This is a genomic window from Mesorhizobium sp. M5C.F.Ca.IN.020.29.1.1, from assembly GCF_003997375.1.
Taxonomy (GTDB): Bacteria; Pseudomonadota; Alphaproteobacteria; order Rhizobiales; family Rhizobiaceae; genus Mesorhizobium; species Mesorhizobium wenxiniae.
Genome location: NZ_RZSW01000742.1, coordinates 1 through 2,359, shown reverse-complemented (window position 1 = coordinate 2,359; position 2,359 = coordinate 1). Strand labels below are relative to the sequence as shown.

The following is a 2,359-nucleotide window of genomic DNA, read 5'->3' as shown; positions in this document are numbered from 1 at the left end:
ACCCAGCCGATGAAGGACCAGGCGATGTAAGCGGTGATCGCCAGCGGCGCGCAGACGACAAAGCCTGTCAGGAAGTAATTCCGCAGCCGAGTCATGCCTGAGGTCTTGGGCGCATCGGACATGGTTCACCGCAGCACTGATTGCGGCGCAACATTAATGAACCGCAATCCGCTTTGGAACCGCGAAATTTTTAAACCACGCCTATTCCACAGTCACCGATTTCGCCAGGTTGCGCGGCTGGTCGACGTCGGTGCCCATGAACACGGCGGTGAAATAGGCCAGCATCTGGATCGGCAGCGCGTAGATAATCGGCGAGATGATTTCCGGCACGTCCGGCAGCACGATCGTCTCCATCGTCTTCACCGTGGCGTGTGCGGCACCCTTACTGTCGGTGATCAGGATGATCTTGCCGCCGCGTGCCGCCACTTCCTGCATGTTCGATACGGTCTTTTCGAAGATGCGGTCATGCGGGGCAATGACGATGACAGGCATGTTCTCGTCGATCAGCGCGATCGGCCCGTGCTTCAGCTCACCGGCGGCGTAGCCCTCGGCATGGATATAGGAGATTTCCTTGAGCTTCAGCGCGCCTTCCATGGCCAGCGGGAAATTGGTGTCGCGGCCAAGATAGAGCACATTCTTATAGTGAGCGAGGTCCCGTGCGACCTTTTCGATCTGCCCGTCGAGCTTCAAGACCTGGTTGGCATAGCGCGGCGCTTCCGACAGTTGACGTACCAGCGTCGTTTCCTGCTCCCGCGAGATCGTTCCGCGCGCCACGCCGGCCCGCACGGCAAGCGAGGCCAGCACCGACAATTGACAGGTGAAGGCCTTGGTCGAGGCGACACCGATCTCCGGCCCGGCCAGCGTCGGCAGGATGACGTCGGACTCGCGCGCCATCGTCGATTCGCGGACATTGACGACCGCGCCGATCTTCATGCCCGCCTTGCGGCAATAGCGCAGCGAGGCCAACGTGTCGGCGGTCTCGCCCGATTGCGAGATGAAGAAGGCGGCGTCTGTCTTCGACAGCGGCATCTCGCGGTAGCGGAATTCCGAAGCGACATCGATGTCGACCGGCAGCCGCGCATAGCGCTCGAACCAGTATTTGCTGATCAGGCCGGCGAGATAGGCAGTGCCGCAGGCCGAGATCGCCAGCCGGTCGATTTTGGCGAAATCGAACGGCAGGTCGAGCGGCTTCGATACGCCGCCGACAAAATCCACATAATGCGCCAGCGTGTGCGAGATCACCTCGGGCTGTTCATGGATTTCCTTCTCCATGAAATGGCGCCGGTTGCCCTTGTCGACCATGAAGCTGGTGCTGAGCGACTGCTGGCGCTTGCGGTCTACTTTGCTGCCGTCCATGTCGAAGATGGCGACCTCGTTGCGGCGCACCACCGCCCAGTCGCCGTCCTCCAGATAGGTGATCGAATTGGTGAAGGGGGCAAGCGCGATGGCGTCGGAGCCCAGGAACATCTCGCCGTCGCCATGGCCGACGGCCAGCGGCGGGCCGTTGCGCGCCCCGACGATGAGGTCCTCGTCGCCCTTGAACATGATGGCCAGCGCAAAGGCGCCTTCCAGCCGCTTCAGCGCCTGGTGCGCGGCCTCGACCGGCTTCAGGCCCTTGGCCAATTCGCGCCCCACCAGATGTGCGACGACCTCGGTGTCGGTCTGTGATGAAAATGTGTAGCCGTCCCGCATCAGCTCGTCGCGCAATTCGGCAAAATTCTCGATGATGCCATTATGGACGATGGCGACGCCATCGGAAAAATGCGGATGCGCATTGGTCTCGTTGGGCACGCCATGCGTTGCCCAGCGCGTATGACCGATGCCGATCATACCATTGAGCGGTTCGTCCTTCAGCCGGCGCTCGAGATTGACCAGCTTGCCTTCGGCGCGACGGCGTCCGAGCTGGCCGTCCTCGACAGTGGCAACGCCGGCCGAATCGTAGCCGCGATACTCCAACCGTTTCAACGCGTCGACAATGAGCGGCGCGACCGGCGAATGACCAACAATTCCTACGATACCGCACATTGCCGTTTCCCCGTTTCCCCGCAGAAACCCGGCGCTATTTAGGGATGGCCGGTCTGCCGCGAAAATCACATTGCATTTCGTCGCGTATCAGCCGCAACGGTCTTGCACAGATGCACCATGACAGGGCGCTCTTGCAATCCGGTTACCGCAATCGCTCGGTTTGTCCGCGAATGCATGTTATCCCGTCCCAGTGGTTCTGAAATCCGTCAAAGACATGATGCGGCCATGAACGAACAAATCGACACGGTGACGCTTTGGCGTCCAGTTGGGCCTGAAGAGCTGAAACTGATCGAGAAGTCGGGCATGCGGGCGTTTCCGCCGCGCCTTCCCGAGC

1 protein-coding gene is annotated in these 2,359 nt (G+C 61.0%); it reads right to left on the bottom strand.

The features are described from left to right. Positions 1-201: 201 nt before the first annotated feature. Positions 202-2,025, bottom strand: a complete 1,824-nt coding sequence (gene glmS / locus EOA85_RS32955; RefSeq protein ID WP_127212499.1) for a glutamine--fructose-6-phosphate transaminase (isomerizing) — start codon at positions 2,023-2,025, stop codon at positions 202-204. Positions 2,026-2,359 lie beyond the last annotated feature (334 nt).

Excerpts from the sequence above, each read along its gene's own strand:
- glmS (WP_127212499.1), bottom strand. The coding sequence starts at position 2,025 with ATGTGCGGTATCGTAGGAATTGTTGGTCATTCGCCGGTCGCGCCGCTC.